We start from the raw sequence: 16,527 nt of genomic DNA, 5'->3' as shown, positions 1-16,527 counted from the left end.
AGACATAAAAGAAAGAGCAACACATTACATGAGGTGAGAGACATGACCCATCGAATATTAGTCGTAGAAGATGATCAGGATATTGGTGACCTTCTGCAGGAATCCCTTTCACGTGGAGGATATGAGGTGCTAAGAGCGATGAATGGCGAGCAAGCATTGAAGTTTGTGGAGGATTCGCTCGATTTGGTGATTTTAGATGTGATGATGCCGGGGCTCTCAGGCATCGAAACGTGCCAGCAGATAAGAGCCTCTTCTAATGTCCCGATTCTATTTCTAACAGCCAAATCAAGTACATTCGATAAAACCGAAGGCTTACTTGCCGGCGGGGATGATTATATGACAAAACCTTTTTCACAAGAGGAGCTTCATGCTAGAGTGATTGCACAATTACGCAGGTATACTGTCTATCAGGAAAAGAAGGAACAGGAAGAGACCTTTCTTGTTGGGGGCAAACTGAAGGTAAGTGAAGAATTTAATGAAGTATGGAAAGAAAACCAGCAAATTAAGCTGTCTGATCTAGAATATCGGATGTTAAAACTGCTTATGAGCAGGCGAAACAAAATCTTTTCAGCTCAAAATATTTATGAAAGCGTATGGGGACAGCCTTATTACTATTGTTCCAACAATACGGTGATGGTGCATATTCGAAAGCTGCGTGCCAAAATTGAGGATGATCCGGCACGTCCTGTATATATCAAAACTGAATGGGGAAGAGGATATCGATTTGGCACATCCACATCGTAAATATACACTGGCCAAAAAGCTTGCACTGCTGATTTTGGCGGCTGCAATTGTGAGTGGTATTGTCTTTTTGACGCTGCAAAAGATCACCAATGATTTGATCGATGGATATTTGAGTTCGGATGAGTATTACGATCAGGAGTCAGCCAAGTACATTCAAAAATTCAGCCGCTACGTGTCTGAGAATGAGCTGTCTTCAACGGATCGAAAAGCGTTTGGTGAGTGGGTGAAAAAAGAGAATTACATTAATTTGACCATCTTCAAGGATCAAGTGCTGCAATATGACTCTATTTATTCCGCTGCCGATGAATCGGCGTACGGAAAAGAAAGGATGACCCAGTACGCTGAGCAACATTCGTATCCGGTTCAGTTTAGCGACGGTAAAGGCCGCGTCATGGTGGACGGGTTCTATTCATCTCGCTACCACGATCTTGCCTTTACACTCGAGCTGCTCGGAGCAACGCTTATTTTTCTCCTCATTGTTCTTCTCGGTATTCGCAAAAGTTTACGCTACCTGCAAACGATTCACCAAGACATTCATATTCTTGAAGGCGGCGAGCTGGACTATGAGATGACGGTGAAAGGGCATGACGAATTAGCGATGATTGCCAAAAGTATTGAGGACCTTCGTAAAGCTTTTTTGGACAAGCTTCAAGCCATCGATGAGCTTCAAGAAGAGAGCCGCAGCTTGGTCACCGAAATGTCCCATGATATGAGGACACCGCTGACGTCGCTGATGATGAATCTGGAGTTTGCGAAAAAAGAGGAGGCTGGAGCGGATACCCGTAAAGACCAATATATAGCGAGTGCTTATGAAAAAGCACTGCAATTGAAAAATCTATCTGATAATCTGTTCGCCTATTTTCTACTTGATAAAGAACATGAACCTGAGCTTGAGACAGTTGCAGTCAAAGAGGTGATTTACGATCTCTTATCAGATCAGGTGGCGATCTTGCATCAAGAGACATTTAAGGTTCATCTTTTAGGAGAGCTGCCAGACAGTTATATCAATGTGAATGTCGAGGAGCTTGGCCGAGTGTTTGATAATCTGATGTCGAACATACTGAAATACGCTGATCCGAAAAAAGATATCAATCTCACGTTTCTATCCGACCAAGAAATCTTTGAGATCCATGTCAGCAATGCGATAAACGAGACAAATGACACGCAGGAAAGCACTGGACTTGGTGAACGAAGCATAAAACGAATGATGTCCCGCATGCACGGGCAGTTTGAAAGGATGGAAAAGAACGGCGTTTACTACATCGTGCTGCGTTTCTGGCACATCAAAATATAGGTGGCAAATGAATAACATGGAATGGAGAGACAATCTAATGAAACGATTCAACAACTTCCAAAAGGTACCGGATCTCTTGCAAGGCCTTCTGAATATTTGTTTATTCTTTCTTGCTATTGCTTTAAGCGTCCTCTTAATTAGTGAAACTTGGTATATTGTCCAATTCGTCTACAAGAATTTGCTCAGCAAAGAAGACAGTTATTATGAAATGCTTGGTGAGCTGCTGATCTTCTTTATGTACTTTGAGTTTATTGCCTTAATTATTAAGTACTTTAAATCAAATTTTCATTTTCCGCTTCGCTATTTTATTTATATTGGCATCACAGCCGTCATCCGTTTGATTATCATCGATCATAAGGAGGCAGTATCGACGTTCTGGTGGGCGCTGACCATTTTAGCCATGACCGTTGCACTCTTTATCGCCAGTAAGCGACATGCGGTTCAGGAGCATGAAGAAGTGAAGTGAGGGAAGAGGGATATTCAAAACGCTTGATTAATGAGGTTTTCGTTTTCCATTCAATAGCTTCTGCCTAGTTTTATGGCTTTTTGAATAGCATTAATAAATTAACTGGCACACGATAAAAATCAACATAATTTGGTGCATATTGAGGAAATGCATGTTTATTCCCTTTTCAACCATCAACAAATCTTATTCATTGTAGGTTATGTCGCTGTGCAAGTTTTTTGTTCTTGTTGCACTTATTCGCTATAAGTGAAGTGGTTGTCTCTCTTTTTATCATCTTGATTTTCATGTAACCGGAGTACAATTCCTTACCCATTGCATAGGATGGTTTTATATCAAGGTGAAGGGATTGATTGAAAATGTACTATAATCCTTATTTTTATCCATATGAATATCCTTATTATGTAAGTGCCCCGAGGCATCATCATAGTGTGCATCCTGGTTACTGGAATTTCCCTCATGAAAGAAGGCTTGAAAACTTTAACGTTGATGGAAAAAGACGGTTAAAAGATTATGGCACACAACCATTTGTCATCAATATCAATAAAGCAACAAAGCAAAATCATACTTATCGCACTGCCTTATGGACAGGAACACATTTGCAAACCACTTTAATGAGTATTGGCGTTGGTGAAGATATAGGGTTGGAAATGCATCCTGACCTTGATCAATTCTTAAGAATTGAACAAGGACATGGGATTGTCCAAATGGGAAAAAGTAAATATAATTTAAATTTCTATAGAAATGTGCATGATGATTATGCCATATTTATACCAGCTGGAACATGGCATAACGTAACTAATAGAGGGAATATTCCGTTAAAACTTTATTCGATATATGCACCTCCTAATCATCCATTTGGGACTGTCCATGTAACCAAAAAAGACGCCATAGCTTCGGAAGAAGGTCATGGTCATTGAAATAGAATTTAGTTATTTTTGACAAGATGTTAGATGAGAATGAGTGGATGCAGTGCACTGAATTTGAAGGACTGGAGGATATTAAAAGGAGGATTACACTATACACACATTCTTCAAGAATTTTTCCCAATAGGAAGTTCTTATAGGAAAAGACTATACTCCTGAAAAAGCATATGAAACGTACAGGAGAATCGAAACTTTTTCAACAAAGATAGTATCACTCATTAAAGAAACACCGATAAAAAGAGGTGCTGTGAAATACATCCCAGCATTTCTTGTCGGTGTTTTTTAATTTATTGCTGATACTTTAGCCAACATAAGCATAGAGTTCAAAGCTTCCTTTAAAAAATCATTTCACTCCATCGCAGAAAGAAATAGAAGACGGTAAAAAAGATGAAAGAATTGTGTTTTCCTATAATATGTCATGATGTGATGAGGCGATGATCAGTTGTTATTTTTATATTTTACATTGACACCATCCTTTTCTATGATAAAATCATAGTGTGATAATGAGAATCGTTATCAAACGATATGACTACATATAGAATGGATAGGTGAGGTACATGTTCAAGAAATCTTTTTGGTCGCTATTAGTTGTGCTCTCCATCGTTTTACTTGCAGCTTGCGGCAGTAATAGCAGTGACGGCAAGTCAGATAGTAAAGAGAAAACAAGAACCGTTGAAAGCGCTATCGGTTCAACTGAAATTAAAGGATCGCCTAAACGTGTGGTGACACTGTACCAAGGAGCAACGGATGCAGCAGTCGCTATGGGCATTAAACCAGTGGGTGTTGTTGAATCATGGCTTGAAGCACCTACGTATAAATATTTAAGAGATGACTTAAAGGATGTTAAAATTGTTGGGCAGGAAACACAGCCAAACTTAGAGGAAATTGAAAAGCTCAAGCCTGATTTGATCATTGCATCAAAAATCCGCCACGAGCAAATTTTTGATCAGCTGCAAGAAATCGCTCCAACTGTTGCAACTGAAACTGTGTTCACCTTTAAAGACACAGTGAAATTAATGGGTGAAGCATTAAACAAGCAAGACAAATCAAAAGAATTGCTGACGAAGTGGGATGACCGCGTCGCTGATTTCAAAGAAAAAGCGAAAAAAGACATCAAAAACTGGCCGATGAGTGTATCTGTGGTGAACTTCCGTGCAGATCATGCTAGAATCTATCAAACTGGTTTCGCAGGGTCCATTTTAACAGAGCTAGGCTTTGAAGGACCTAAGAATGTCAAAGATAAAAAGCAAGACATCATTACACTTACAGACAAAGAGAGCATTCCGCAAATGGATGCAGATGTGATCTATTACTTTATGGATGAAAAGGATAAAGCGGTTGAAAAAGCATATAAAGAGTGGACAAGTCATCCTTTATGGAAGCAGCTTGACGCAGTGAAAGCGAAACAAGTGCATAAAGTTGATGAAATCACTTGGAACATGGGCGGCGGTATTATCGCTGCAAACATGATGCTTGATGATATTTACGATCGTCTAGGAATTGATAAATAAGACATAAGAGAGGAGAAAATGTGAATATACCATTTTCTCCTTTTTTCCATAACAGATTGAAAGCGGGAATCAGATGAGAAGTTTATTAAAAAAGGATTCAAGCAAGGCACTGCTTTTTGCTGGATTCATTGTGTTGATGTTGGTCTTTTTTATGCTCAGTATTTCCCTTGGGCAAACCTCCATTTCCCTCAAAGCCACCATCCATGCTTTTCTTCAATTTGATGAATCGGATCCAAACAGTGTCATTGTCATGACATCCAGATTATCAAGAGCATTAATCGCAACGGTCGTTGGCTCAAGTCTGGCGATTTCAGGTGCACTCATGCAGGCATTGACAAGAAATCCGCTTGCGGCGCCTGATTTATTAGGAATTAATGCAGGTGGACTATTTTTTATCGTGATTTCGATTGTTTTCTTTTCAACAGAGTCGTTAACAAGCTATATGTGGACAGCCTTTCTAGGCGCAGCGATTGCAGGGATGCTCGTTTTTCTATTGGGCTCCATTGGAAGAGATGGATTGACGCCGGTTAAAATAGTCCTTGCAGGTGCGGCAATATCTGCACTGTTTGCGTCTTTTACACAAGGTCTTTTAATCGTGAATGAACAGTCGATTCAAAGTATTTTGTTCTGGATGGCTGGTTCAGTGTCTGGAAGAAGCATTGATATGTTAATCCCTGTTTTGCCTTATATTTTAGGTGCGACTGTAGTGGCGCTGCTTCTTGGACGTTCTATTAATGTTCTTTTGTCGGGAGATGATATTGCCAAAGGACTTGGCCAGCGTACACTGCTGCTGAAAATCACGATGGGTGTACTCGTTGTCTTTTTAGCAGGTGGTTCCGTCGCTGTTGCTGGTTCAATTGGTTTTGTTGGTTTTCTTGTGCCGCATATTGTGAAAAAGCTCGTCGGGCCTGACCACCGCTGGGTACTGCCGTATTGTGCCGTTGTGGGGGCGTCGCTTTTACTTGCCGCGGATCTGGCGGCTCGTTTTCTGATCATGCCGCAAGAAGTGCCGATTGGTGTCATGACGGCGGTAGCAGGAGCGCCTCTATTTGTTTATCTCGTGCGCAAGGGGTTGAAGACAGGTGGCTAAAACATATACAGTGCGTTCTAAAGGCGGGCGCATTTCATTTCAATTTTCAAAGCGGACGTTTTTAATTTTACTTTTATTGACGGTCATTGCCTTTGGCTTATTTATTCTCAGTCTCAGTATGGGAAGCCGGTTCATTCAGCCGGTCGATGTGCTGCTTCATTTAATCGGTCAGGGAGAGGGGAATTCCTTTGTGTTAAATACGCTGAGGATTCCACGAACGCTGCTGGCTGTCTTAGTTGGATCCGCACTTGCGGTATCAGGGCTTATTTTGCAAGGGTTGATCCGCAACCCGCTGGCATCACCTGATATCATTGGAATTACAAGTGGTGCTTCGTTTGGTGCGATTATGTTCATCGTCTTTTGGATGGGCACTGTGCCTATTGCTTATCAATCCTTATGGGCGATTGCAGGTGCTTTTGCGGTATCGTGTCTGATCTATTTGCTTTCATGGAAAAAAGGGGTCAAGCCGATCACACTTGTCCTAATGGGAATTGGGATTTCTGCCATTATGAAGGCTTGTGTGACGTTTACGCTTGTTCTTAGTGATACGATGACAACGACAAAATCTTATATCTGGCTGACGGGGAGCTTATATGGTTCTACGATGAAAGACGTCACTGCGATGCTTCCTTGGGTGATGATCATTTTACCGATTGTCATGGTGTTAGCAAGAACGATGAATGTAAAAGAACTTGGCGATGATCTTGCAACAGGTCTCGGGGTAAAAGTGCAGGCGAAACGATTATTCTTTCTCCTGATGAGTGTGACATTGGCTGGTGTTGCAGTCGCATTTGCAGGCGGCATTGAATTTGTTGGACTCATGGCGCCGCATGTTGCACGGATGATCATTGGACGTTCATTCATAGCGCTTGTTCCAGCTTCTGCGCTAGTTGGAAGTATTCTCGTGATGCTGGCTGATCTTGTGGCTAGAACCGCATTTCTACCGTTAGATGTTCCAGCAGGTGTATTTACGGCGGCCATTGGTGCACCGTTCTTTATTTATTTGTTATATCAACAGCGTAATCGATAAACAGAAGATGGGGGTTTTGATATGGGGCCAGAGTGGGTTGAGAGAGAATTACTTGATTTTGGGGTACACATCACAAATGGACCAATGACATCTGATCGCACACTTGCTGCGCTTTTTTCAGAAGCAGCCGTCATGCGTTTATTAGAAGCTGAAAAGGAAGCGATGCATGCACCGAATCTTGCGGTAGCAGCTTCTATGTTTTCAAAGCGGTATGCCTACTTAGCCGTCAGTTCCTCTTTATATTTGATCACGCTGTATGACGGTGTCTATCAGTTTCCACCAGCAGCATGTGCATTTAGAGAGGATCGGAAAATTGAAGTGGATGAGGCGGCGTGTTCGTTTGTTCCACTAGAAGGAGATCGGCATGAGTGGAGAGAGAAGGTCGTGCGTGCGCTGTTTACGGAGTGTGTCACGCCTCTTTTAGACGTGCTGAACCGCACCTCAAAACTCTCTTATCGTATTTTATGGGAAAATGTAGCGGTTCGAATCAACTCTCTTTATCGAAGCATGATGCGGGAAGCGGAAGAACCTGCGGTGAAGCAGCGCGTGCGGGAGGATTATCTGTATCTGAAGCAGGCGGCTGGAGATGTTTTTGGAGCTCAGCAAAATCCATTTCAGCACAGCCTAAACCTAGACGACAGTTTACTTGAAACATCCAACCGGAAAACCTGCTGTATGTATTATAAGCTTGAGAAAAAATCGGAGAGTCTCGATTATTGTCTTGTTTGTCCTCTTGAAAAAAAGAAAGGCACTGCTTGCTCGTAGCAGTGCCCTTTTTTTATTCCCAAATCTCACTTGCCCATTCAGGGTGATCAATAAAAGGGTTGCGGTTGTGCTGATACGTTTGATATATGATCTCATTGCGGTTCCGTTCGATTTGATCGACTGGGTCCTGCTTGTGCCATTTGAGAAGTACAGACATTTTGCCGTGAAGAGGGGAGCTTCCATTATTCACTTTGTCGTTTAATTCTAAATCTGGAAAGCGGTCATCACCCTCGTAGCGAACCGCCATATAAAAGAGCATTCTCGCAACATCTCCTTTGACCCGGCTGTGAGGTTCGAATGAGTCGCTGTCGTAGAAATTGCCCGGCGCCCCTTTGTATTCATTACCGCCTGTATCAAAATCTAAATTTCCGCGTGTGCTGTTCGTTTGCACATCTGTCGCACGAAGGTGGTGGAGATCTGTCCCAGGCCCCTGGCTTGTCCCAAAATTGCCATGAGACTTGGCCCAGACATGCTCTCTGTTCCACTGGCCCACATTCCCGCCATTCGCTTGCTTTGAACGGGAGGCACCACTATAAAGCAGCAGCACATTGTTTGGGTTATTGGGGTCTTCATCTGTTTTCTTTAATGCATCCCACACCTGGCTGTAGGATAGCTGCGTATGATCATCAATGATATCGTGTAAAGCCTTTTTGAGAGCGGGTCCTGATTTGCCAGCAGCAGATTGGTAATAGGAATCGATTTGACTTGTGGCGGCAGTTTGCGTTTGTTGTGCAGATGTTTTGTTTTGAAGCTGTAACGGGGAAAAGGTGATCGTTTGACTAGGTTCACTCAGATTGAAACCTTGAGCATTTGCAGCTGGAGGCAGCGGGGCGGCGAATGTGCCGAATATTATGATTCCGGCGGCCACAGTTCCAAATAAAGTTCTTTTCATTCGATTTCCTCCTTGATAGGGAATGTATTCTCTTTATTTCTATCATATTGCCATGAAGAAATAAATGGATTCTTCGTAAATTTTTTGTAATAAGTTCATAGGAAAAGAGATTGCTATTTTAGGCGCATTCCTGTATAAGTGGGCTTATAAGGATGGACAGCAAGGGAGAGGATGGATCACGTGAAAGAACTGCAAACACCTTCAAGAACGATTATGACACCGGGACCCGTTGAAGTAGATCCGAGAGTGCTCCGTGTGATGAGCACGCCAATTCTCGGTCAATTTGATCCAGCATTTACACACATTATGAATGAAACAATGACCTTATTGCGGTCACTTTTTCAAACAGAAAACAGATGGGCTTATCCAATTGACGGTACGTCCCGTTCAGGGCTTGAAGCTGTGCTCGCCAGTGTGATTGAGCCGGGAGATTCAATGCTTGTGCCTGTCTTTGGCCGCTTCGGTCACCTGCTCATTGAAATAGGACAGCGCTATGGTGCTGAGGTACATACAATGGAATGTGAATGGGGGACGGTTTTTGATCCTGACGACATCATCAAAGAAATAAAGCAGGTCAAGCCTAAAATCGTTGCCATGGTTCATGGTGAAACATCCACCGGACGATTACAGCCGCTCAAGCAAATCGGGCAAGCATGCCGGGCTCTTGATGCACTGTTTATTGTAGACGCTGTGGCAACCATTGGCGGTGTCGAGGTAAAAGTGGACGAATGGAAAATAGATGCGGCGATTGGCGGCACGCAGAAATGTTTATCTGTTCCATCAGGTATGTCACCTATTACGTATAATGACCGAGTCGCAGCTGTCATTGAATCGAGAAAGAAAGTAGAAAAAGGCATTGCGACACAGGATGAATTACAAAAACAAATTGACATTTCTCCAATCAAAAGCAATTATTTTGATTTAAGCCAGCTTCAGGATTATTGGAGCCCAAGACGATTAAATCATCATACAGAAGCGACAACGATGCTTTATGCACTGCGAGAAGGGGTTCGTCTTGTGCTGGAAGAAGGGCTGTCTGAACGTTTTCAAAGGCACTCATATCATGAGAAAGCCTTGATGAAAGGTCTTGAAGCAATGGGGCTTGAATTGTTTGGTGATCCAGATTGTAAAATGCCGGTTGTGACCTGTATTGTCATTCCAAGTGGTATTGACGGAGAAGCGGTCCGTGCCGACCTGCTTCATCATTTTGGGATTGAGATTGCAAGCTCCTTTGGACCGCTTGCCGGCCGTATATGGAGAATTGGGACAATGGGCTACAGCTGCCGAAAGGAAAATGTGCTGTTTGTGTTAGCAGGGCTTGAAGCGATTCTCATCAAACACGGTGCGTCTATCCATTGCGGGGCAGGGCTTCAGGCGGCTCTTACTATCTATGAACAAGATGAATAACGAGATCCAACATACTCGCCATTGGCGGGTATTTTTTCATTTGGAAAAGAACGCTAATTTTTGAAAAACTAGACTTATAGATGAGGTTATCGCTATACTGGAGAAGTTCTTATCATTTTTTGTCATCATTTTCATTTATATGCAGAAAGAGGTTTTTATATGAAGAAGATGGGCAGATTATACATTTTGATGCTCAATATTTTTATTGCCATGCTTGGTTTTGGCCTCATTGTACCTGTTATGCCGAGTTATATTGAAGCCTTTGGTGCAACAGGAAAAACACTCGGTTTTCTTGTCGCTGCAACAGGTTTTACACAATTTGCGTTATCGCCGGTTGCCGGGGCACTGACCGATCGATTTGGACGAAGAAAATTGATCATTGCCGGGATTGCGGGCTTTACGATTGCTCAGTTTATTTTTGCTTTTGCTGATCAGCTTTGGATGCTATTTGTGTCACGGTTTTTAGGCGGTGCTGCCGGGGCTTTGCTTATGCCGGCCATGTTTGCATACATCGCTGATATTACAAGTGAAAAGGACCGAGGGAAAGGAATGGGTCTATTCAGTGCAGCGATGACACTAGGTTTTGTCATCGGGCCGGGCGTAGGCGGCTATTTGGTTGAGTACGGGATCGCATTTCCATTTCTTATTGCCGGTTCCTTTGCTGCTCTTTCTACTTTGTTATCCATCCTCTTCTTACCTGAAACATTAACAAAGGAAAAACAGGAAGAGGCGCGGCTCAACAAGGATATTCATTTCAATCCTTTTGTACAAATGATCAAGGCTCTAAAGACATCGTACGGCTTTTTGTTTATATTGGCCTTTGTCCTCAATTTCGGAATAATTCATTTTGAATCGATTTTCGGCTTATATGTAGACCAAAAACACGGATTTTCACCGAAGGATATTGCGTTTGTGATTACGGTTGCGGGTCTTGCCGGGGTGCTTGTTCAAGGGGCGTTAGTGAATGCCTGTGTGAAACGATTTGGAGAGATGAGAGTCGTCCGTTATGCGCTGTTAGGTGCGGCTTTCATGCTGATCGCCTGCCGTTATGCGCCGTCCTTTTGGTTGATTTTTACGGGTTCGATTTTATTTTTATCGGCTACGTCATTTGTCCGACCAGCCCTCAATACATTGCTGTCCAAGATGGCAGGCAATCAGCAAGGGGTAGCAGGCGGTCTCAATACATCCTTTATGAGCCTTGCCAATATCGTCGGACCGAGTCTTGCGGGTATATTATTTGATGTGAATATTGAGTTTCCTTTTATGTTTGGAACACTAGTGCTTTGCGTAAGCTTCGCTGCATCCATCGTGTGGGGGAAAAAAGTGCAGCATGCTTCGGCAGCTTCTTAAAATTTGCTGATAAAAAAACCGATCAGGACGAATTGATCGGTTTTTTATGATGGGCATCATCTCTCATATTTCACGACAGGTGATTTTTCTTTATGAAGCGCACGAATCATCGCTTCATCTACGTGTAAATGCTCTTTCACTAATTGAGGCGGGGTTAAGGCCATCCACTGATTCAACGAAATATCTGCAAACCGGTCACTTTTAAAAATCTCTAAAAACCAAAGGCTCGTTTGGCCGATATTTTGGATGTAATGCCCCATGCCAAAAGGAACATATCCAACATCACCTGCTCTGTAATTAAAGGTGCGGGCAGTACCTCCTGCTCCAAAGACCGTCATTTTAGCTGTACCTGTTAAATAGTATTGCCACTCATCATTATTAGGGTGCCAGTGCATTTCTCTCATGCCGCCAGGTTTTACTTCAACAAGTGCAGCCGCAATCGTTTTTGAAATCGGGAAATTCCGTGAATCGACAATTCGGACGGTTCCGCCAGAGGTCGTTATCGGGTTTTGACGAAGGAGCTGGTGCGTAAATGGCGGCTTAATGCTCCCGTATGGATCAGATACCATTTGGCTTTCTAAGGATGACGGCGGTGAGCCTTGAAACATATAGCGCTGCTTATTCGGAATATGGTCAAACAATTTCTTAGGAACACCAAAATTGGCGGAGAGAATCTCTTTCGGTGTATGGGCAAACCAGTCTGTGATCGTGAATGTATCAAATTCAGAAAAATCGCCATCATCAAATACAAGAAGGAACTCACAACCATCCTCAAGTCCTTGAATGGAGTGCGGGATACCAGGTGGAAAATACCACAAATCGCCTTCTTCTAGATCAGCGATCATATTTCGCCCTTCTGCATCTACAGATGTGATGCGGGCTTTACCTAAAATCATATACGCCCATTCAGCCTGCTTATGCCAATGAAGTTCACGAACACCTCCGCGTGTGAGCCGCATGTTGACACCTGCAATCGTTGTTGAAACAGGTAGCTCCCGCTTTGTAATTTCCCTCGACCAGCCGCCGTGATTCAAATGCATGTGTGTATCAGAAAATGAAAATTTTAAATTGGGGATTGTTCCGGCATCGGTTTTAGGGGGAACGAGCATATCTGGGTTCTCTATATCTCGAAGGACATCGCGCGGGCCTAAGTCGGTGGCACCCGCGCCATCCTTTCGAATGGGCTGCGGGATGTGACGGAGCTCATCATCCATTTATCATCCCTCCTTAAGTCTCATTTTTCTCCTCCAAACTATATGAGGTTTCAGAAGAAAAAATTCAATCAGGATGGGATGAGAGAAACATTTGAATACGGAAGGCTAAGCGCAGCCGCAATGTTGCGTCAGAATTTTTTAAGCTGATTCGAAGCAATTCTTCACACTTCTCGAGGCGATAAATGACCGTGTTGCGATGAATGGACAATCGTTTGGCTGTTTCTGAAATGTGGCAATGGGTTTCTAAATAGACAGATAAGGTGTGAAGAAGGCTTTGATCGACTTGTGATGGTTCAGATAACGGGTGAAGGTGCAGCTGGTGAAACGTGATCATATCCTTTCTTGGAATGAGCCTTAGTAAATCTGGCACATCCTTGGCTTGATAAAATTGAATATATTCAGTACGCAATGAGAGATGTCCGGTTTGAAGAGCCTCTAATGCTTCATTGTATCCTTCAGACAGATGGGAGATGAGGCAGCCCGTCAAGCTCACCCCAAAAGAAATAGTATGATTCACTTGCAGTTTAACAAGCATCTGCAATTGTTTTAAAAAAGAGCTGAGCCTGTCGCTAACCTCCGGCCAACTGCCAGTCTCCTCCATCAATACAACACCCATATCACCTTTTAAAAACAGAAAGGCAGGAAATGGGCAGCTTGGAAGTGCACTTTCGAGCAGATCAACCACTTGATCCAAAACCATTTGCTGCTTCATAAAACATGTGGTATCACTGCGCTCGTCAAGCTGACAGATCATACATAGATAGCGGCATTCGGCGTTTAATCCAAACGCCTGAGCGAAATGTAAGGGATCTTGCTGGGAAGACGATGCCCTCTCTATCCATTTGCGAAAGCCCTCATTTCTAGCACGCTTGGCCGTTTGCAGGGCGGCATATTGTCTCATACGTGCAATCGACATTTTGTTTACTGCTTTTGCAATGATCCCATGCAAAGTTTTATTCTGCGGGTGAATGAAAGAAAGGATGACCAGATAATCACATGTTTGTTCGTTTAGATCAATTGGAAAGATGGAAAAGGTTTGTTTTGCATGTATCATTGAAAAAGAATGAGTTGTCCTGCTTTGAAAAAAGGGGAGAATGTGCATCCATTCTGAGCTTGTGATCATGGGGTGCGAGGTATAGAGAATACGTCCATGCTGGTTAAACAAATAGATGGGCTTGTGAATCTTTTTGGCCATTTTTTGTAAAATTTCAAACTGGTTATCGTCTATGCTCATATCCACTGGGTCTCCTTTATTGGTGAAGATGAATAAAAAAATGGACAATCACTGACAACATCTCTGATATGCATTTTATGTTATCAGCTAAAATCATTTTAGATAGAAAGTTGTCAATTCATATGACAAACAAACAGAGCGTCAGGACAAAATCACGTGCCGCCAGTCATCTTCATTCAGAATTACGAGCAAATATGATATGTTGTAAACAGAAGAATTTCTTTCAGAAATATGGGTATCACAAGGAATAAAGGCTTTGATGTGAGGAAGCCGTCTATACATGAGAGTGGCAAGAGGTGAGGAACATGATTTATATCGGATTAACTGGCTGGGGAGATCATGACAGTCTTTATCCGCCGAGAATCGGCAGCGCGCAAAAGCTGTTTCACTACGCGTCAACGTTTCCGATTGTGGAACTGGATGCCAGCTTTTATGCGGTTCAGCCTGAGCGTAATCATGAAAAGTGGATAAAGGATACGCCAGATGACTTTCAATTTGTTGTGAAAGCATACCAAGGAATGACTGGACATCAAAGGGGCGAGATTCCGTTTGCTTCGAAGGAGGACATGTTTGATGCATTTATTCTTTCGCTGACTCCGCTCATTCGTGAAGGGAAACTGGCCATGGTGCTCTTTCAATTTCCACCTTGGTTTGATTGCAAAAAAGAGCACGTCCACTATTTAAGATGGTGTAAGGAGAAGATGGGGGACATTCCATGTGCTCTTGAATTCCGAAACCGTACATGGTTTTCAGAGGAATTTTATGAGCAGACTTTGTCCTTTATGGAAAAGGAAGGATGGATTCATTCTGTCTGTGATGAACCGCAAGTCGGAGAAGGCTCCATTCCGCCAGTCATACAAGCTACACACCGTGATAAAACATTGGTCCGATTTCACGGGAGGAATAAACAGGGCTGGCTTCACCCGGCAGACCATGAGAATTGGCGTGAAGTGAGATACTTATATTTATATAATGAAGCTGAATTAAAAGAGTGGAAAAAGAATCTCGACATCCTGCATCAGCAATCGAAAGATGTCTATGTCGTGTTTAATAATAACTCCGGCGGAGATGCAGCGGCGAATGGCCAGCAGATGATTGATTTGCTGGATATCACCTATTCAAGCCTGTCTCCGAAGCAGTTAGATTTATTTAGTTAACCGAGAGCTGACTGAAGCTTTCAACCTGAATGAGACGGTCAGTGACAACTTGAGGGAGAGATCAACATGCTGCAGAAGCTATGGTTATATCATACAAACGACTTGCACAGCCACTTTGAGAACTGGCCAAAAATTGCAGCTTATATTGAAGAAAAGCGTCAAGTTCACGATCAGATGCTCTTGTTTGATATTGGCGACCATATGGATCGAGTGAACCTCGTATCCGAAGCGGATTATGGAAAGGTAAACGTCAAGCTCCTCAATCAGCTTGGCTATGATGGAGTCACGATCGGGAACAATGAAGGCATTACGCTGCCCCATGATCAGCTGGATCACTTGTATGAGAATGCACAATTTCCAGTGGTCCTGTCTAATTTATTTGAGAAAGGCAAAAGGCCATCATGGGCAAAGCCCTATCATATGATCACAATGGAAAACGGACTGAAGCTCTGTCTCTTAGGCGTGACCATTGCGTATACACCTGTATATGAGAAGCTGGGCTGGAACATTACTGATCCGTTTGACAGCATACGGGACATGCTGCAGGAAGTGAAGGAACAGGCAGATGTCATTGTGCTTTTATCTCATCTCGGTATCATCCATGATCGAGAGGTCGCCCGTGATTTCCCTGACATCGACATCATCCTAGGTTCACACACACATCATCTGTTAGAACAAGGTGAAATGGACAATGGTGTGCTGCTTGCATGTGCTGAAAAGTATGGGCATTATATTGGCTGCGTTGAGCTGACGATCGATACAGCGCGCAAAGAGCTGATAGAGAAAAAAGCGACAGTGCAGTCAGTGGATCAGCTTATCAGTGAATCAGATGAAGCCATCACCACCTTGCAGCAGGCAGAAAGAAGAGCAAAAGCACTCATGCAGGAAAAAGTGACAACGATTGAGTCGAAGCTAGAAACGAAGTGGTTCGACGAATCTCCGCTTCCGCAGCTCTTAACAGATGCCATTAAAGATTGGTGCGGAGCAGATATTGGGATGATGAATGCAGGTATGGTGCTTGATTCGTTAGAGGCAGGGATTGTTACAAGAGAAGAAATCCACCGGATATGTCCGCATCCCATTAATCCCATTCGGGTGACGCTTACCGGTCAACAGCTCATCGAAACGGTTCAGCGGGGCTGTGAAGAAAAAATGGAACAGCTGCGCATCAATGGCTTCGGCTTTAGAGGTGAGCTGATGGGGAAAATGCTATATAGCGGCCTCAGCTATACATTAGAAGAAGGCGAGGCCAAACGGGTGAAGGATGTCTTTGTACATGGTCAATTGATCAAGAAAGACGCCTCCTATACTGTTGGCACAGTCGATATGTATACATTAGGCTCTCTTTTTCCTCATATCCGTGATCACGAACACATTGAATATTTTATGCCTGAATTTTTACGTGATGTTCTGACATGGCGCTTGAAGGAAGCAACATGAAATCCGCTTC

At 43.2% G+C, this 16,527-nt stretch carries 15 protein-coding genes; 12 read left to right on the top strand and 3 right to left on the bottom strand.

Features of this window, described 5'->3' with window-relative positions:
• Positions 1 to 42 precede the first annotated feature (42 nt).
• The 8 genes from MHI08_RS14920 (at position 43) to MHI08_RS14885 (ending at position 7,823) form a co-directional block, all read left to right on the top strand.
• Positions 43 to 744 (top strand): response regulator transcription factor, encoded by a 702-nt coding sequence (locus tag MHI08_RS14920; RefSeq protein ID WP_087976175.1) that lies wholly within the window; start codon positions 43 to 45, stop codon positions 742 to 744.
• Positions 725 to 2,038 carry a HAMP domain-containing sensor histidine kinase gene (locus tag MHI08_RS14915; RefSeq protein WP_041107696.1) on the top strand — a complete coding sequence of 438 codons (1,314 nt, stop codon included), beginning with the start codon at positions 725 to 727 and terminating at the stop codon, positions 2,036 to 2,038. Before MHI08_RS14920 ends, MHI08_RS14915 begins: the two co-directional genes overlap by 20 nt.
• 37 nt (positions 2,039 to 2,075) lie before the next feature.
• Positions 2,076 to 2,504 carry a phosphate-starvation-inducible protein PsiE gene (gene psiE / locus MHI08_RS14910; RefSeq protein ID WP_024423385.1) on the top strand — a complete coding sequence of 143 codons (429 nt, stop codon included), beginning with the start codon at positions 2,076 to 2,078 and terminating at the stop codon, positions 2,502 to 2,504.
• Between the two features lie 356 nt (positions 2,505 to 2,860).
• Entirely contained in the window at positions 2,861 to 3,421 is a 561-nt protein-coding gene (locus tag MHI08_RS14905; RefSeq protein WP_342500199.1) for a cupin domain-containing protein, read from the top strand.
• Between the two features lie 563 nt (positions 3,422 to 3,984).
• Positions 3,985 to 4,938, top strand: coding sequence for an iron-siderophore ABC transporter substrate-binding protein (locus MHI08_RS14900; protein WP_087976176.1), 954 nt, complete (start codon positions 3,985 to 3,987; stop codon positions 4,936 to 4,938).
• 73 nt (positions 4,939 to 5,011) lie between these two features.
• Positions 5,012 to 6,028 (top strand): iron ABC transporter permease, encoded by a 1,017-nt coding sequence (locus tag MHI08_RS14895; protein ID WP_041107692.1) that lies wholly within the window; start codon positions 5,012 to 5,014, stop codon positions 6,026 to 6,028.
• A complete protein-coding gene (locus MHI08_RS14890) occupies positions 6,021 to 7,058 on the top strand; it encodes an iron ABC transporter permease (protein WP_041107690.1) in 1,038 nt (345 codons plus the stop codon). The genes MHI08_RS14895 and MHI08_RS14890 overlap by 8 nt, the downstream gene beginning before the upstream one ends.
• Positions 7,059 to 7,079: 21 nt before the next feature.
• Positions 7,080 to 7,823 (top strand): IucA/IucC family C-terminal-domain containing protein, encoded by a 744-nt coding sequence (locus MHI08_RS14885; protein WP_087976178.1) that lies wholly within the window; start codon positions 7,080 to 7,082, stop codon positions 7,821 to 7,823.
• Between the two features lie 13 nt (positions 7,824 to 7,836).
• Here MHI08_RS14885 and MHI08_RS14880 read toward each other — a convergent pair whose 3' ends face one another.
• A complete protein-coding gene (locus MHI08_RS14880) occupies positions 7,837 to 8,715 on the bottom strand; it encodes an endonuclease (RefSeq protein WP_087976179.1) in 879 nt (292 codons plus the stop codon).
• Between the two features lie 171 nt (positions 8,716 to 8,886).
• Here MHI08_RS14880 and MHI08_RS14875 point away from each other — a divergent pair, with 171 nt between their 5' ends.
• A complete protein-coding gene (locus MHI08_RS14875) occupies positions 8,887 to 10,122 on the top strand; it encodes an alanine--glyoxylate aminotransferase family protein (protein ID WP_254805932.1) in 1,236 nt (411 codons plus the stop codon).
• A 159-nt stretch (positions 10,123 to 10,281) separates the two neighbouring features.
• Entirely contained in the window at positions 10,282 to 11,472 is a 1,191-nt protein-coding gene (locus tag MHI08_RS14870) for a tetracycline resistance MFS efflux pump (RefSeq protein WP_041107682.1), read from the top strand.
• Positions 11,473 to 11,528: 56 nt separating this feature from the next.
• Here the strand turns inward: MHI08_RS14870 and MHI08_RS14865 are convergent, their stop codons facing one another.
• Both MHI08_RS14865 and MHI08_RS14860 read right to left on the bottom strand, forming a co-directional pair.
• Positions 11,529 to 12,686 carry an oxalate decarboxylase family bicupin gene (locus tag MHI08_RS14865; RefSeq protein WP_087976181.1) on the bottom strand — a complete coding sequence of 386 codons (1,158 nt, stop codon included), beginning with the start codon at positions 12,684 to 12,686 and terminating at the stop codon, positions 11,529 to 11,531.
• Between the two features lie 64 nt (positions 12,687 to 12,750).
• Positions 12,751 to 13,920: a helix-turn-helix domain-containing protein gene (locus tag MHI08_RS14860; RefSeq protein WP_087976182.1), complete on the bottom strand. Its 1,170-nt coding sequence runs from the start codon at positions 13,918 to 13,920 to the stop codon at positions 12,751 to 12,753.
• Between the two features lie 305 nt (positions 13,921 to 14,225).
• Between MHI08_RS14860 and MHI08_RS14855 the strand changes: the two genes are divergently transcribed.
• Both MHI08_RS14855 and MHI08_RS14850 read left to right on the top strand, forming a co-directional pair.
• Positions 14,226 to 15,077, top strand: a complete 852-nt coding sequence (locus MHI08_RS14855; protein ID WP_041107676.1) for a DUF72 domain-containing protein — start codon at positions 14,226 to 14,228, stop codon at positions 15,075 to 15,077.
• Between the two features lie 66 nt (positions 15,078 to 15,143).
• Positions 15,144 to 16,517: a bifunctional UDP-sugar hydrolase/5'-nucleotidase gene (locus MHI08_RS14850; RefSeq protein ID WP_087976183.1), complete on the top strand. Its 1,374-nt coding sequence runs from the start codon at positions 15,144 to 15,146 to the stop codon at positions 16,515 to 16,517.
• The last annotated feature ends 10 nt before the right edge of the window (positions 16,518 to 16,527 follow it).

It is taken from the genome of Bacillus sp. FSL M7-0791 (assembly GCF_038627085.1).
Lineage (GTDB): Bacteria > Bacillota > Bacilli > Bacillales > Bacillaceae > Bacillus > Bacillus safensis.
This window is presented reverse-complemented; position numbering and strand designations above follow the sequence as displayed.

Coding starts and splice junctions, on each gene's coding strand:
- MHI08_RS14885 (WP_087976178.1), top strand. CDS start 7,080: ATGGGGCCAGAGTGGGTTGAGAGAGAATTACTTGATTTTGGGGTACAC.
- MHI08_RS14900 (WP_087976176.1), top strand. CDS start 3,985: ATGTTCAAGAAATCTTTTTGGTCGCTATTAGTTGTGCTCTCCATCGTT.
- MHI08_RS14865 (WP_087976181.1), bottom strand. CDS start 12,686: ATGGATGATGAGCTCCGTCACATCCCGCAGCCCATTCGAAAGGATGGC.
- MHI08_RS14860 (WP_087976182.1), bottom strand. CDS start 13,920: ATGAGCATAGACGATAACCAGTTTGAAATTTTACAAAAAATGGCCAAA.
- MHI08_RS14920 (WP_087976175.1), top strand. CDS start 43: ATGACCCATCGAATATTAGTCGTAGAAGATGATCAGGATATTGGTGAC.
- MHI08_RS14875 (WP_254805932.1), top strand. CDS start 8,887: ATGGATCACGTGAAAGAACTGCAAACACCTTCAAGAACGATTATGACA.
- MHI08_RS14905 (WP_342500199.1), top strand. CDS start 2,861: ATGTACTATAATCCTTATTTTTATCCATATGAATATCCTTATTATGTA.
- MHI08_RS14895 (WP_041107692.1), top strand. CDS start 5,012: ATGAGAAGTTTATTAAAAAAGGATTCAAGCAAGGCACTGCTTTTTGCT.
- MHI08_RS14870 (WP_041107682.1), top strand. CDS start 10,282: ATGAAGAAGATGGGCAGATTATACATTTTGATGCTCAATATTTTTATT.
- MHI08_RS14880 (WP_087976179.1), bottom strand. CDS start 8,715: ATGAAAAGAACTTTATTTGGAACTGTGGCCGCCGGAATCATAATATTC.
- MHI08_RS14850 (WP_087976183.1), top strand. CDS start 15,144: ATGCTGCAGAAGCTATGGTTATATCATACAAACGACTTGCACAGCCAC.
- MHI08_RS14855 (WP_041107676.1), top strand. CDS start 14,226: ATGATTTATATCGGATTAACTGGCTGGGGAGATCATGACAGTCTTTAT.
- psiE (WP_024423385.1), top strand. CDS start 2,076: ATGAAACGATTCAACAACTTCCAAAAGGTACCGGATCTCTTGCAAGGC.